The sequence below is a fragment of the Aquicoccus porphyridii genome, assembly GCF_008369105.1.
Taxonomy (GTDB): Bacteria; Pseudomonadota; Alphaproteobacteria; order Rhodobacterales; family Rhodobacteraceae; genus Aquicoccus; species Aquicoccus porphyridii.
The window spans coordinates 1-641 of sequence record NZ_VINQ01000073.1 but is presented as its reverse complement, the minus strand read 5'-3'; the positions used below and the strand labels follow the sequence as shown (position 1 = coordinate 641).

1 pseudogene is annotated in these 641 nt (G+C 62.9%); it reads left to right on the top strand.

The annotated features are described in order from the left end of the window. A pseudogene (locus tag FLO80_RS23635) lies at positions 1 to 641 on the top strand (IS3 family transposase); the annotation flags it as partial.

Sequence of the window (641 nt, the reverse complement as noted above, 5' to 3'; positions counted from 1 at the left end):
GGGGGTGGTGGATKCGGCCTTGCGCCGTTGGGKGARGCAGCTCGWGGCGGAGCGCCAGGGTGTGACCCCGAAGAGCAAGGCGTTGACGCCTGAGCRGCAAAAGATCCAGKAGCKGGRRGCSCKGRTCAACCGGYTGGAGCGGGAGAAAGCGATWYTAAAAAAGGCTACYGCKCKCTTGATGTCGGACGAACKCGATCGTACGCGCTGATAGAYCAGTTGAGTRMGCAGGAGTCSGTGGAAGTGGTCTGTTCAGCTTTCGATGTGGCGCGGTCTTGCTACTACGTCCACCGTCTTCGACGTCGTCGTGTCGATGCTCGCCGCGTGGCGCTACGCAGCCAGGTCAACCAGTTGTTCAGCCAGAGTCGGGGCTCGGCCGGCAGCCGCAGCATCCTGGGCATGCTGCGCGAAGAGGGCGTGACCATCGGCCGTTTCCGAGTGCGTAGGTTGATGCGTGAGCTGGGCCTGGTCAGCAAGCAACCGGGCTCGCACGCCTACAAACAGGCCACGGTTGAGCGGCCGGATATCCCGAATCGGCTGAACCGCGAATTCGCGACCGAGCATCCCAATCAGGTGTGGAGTGGCGACATCACCTACATCTGGGCGCAAGGCCGCTGGCATTACCTGGCGGCGATGCTGGATCT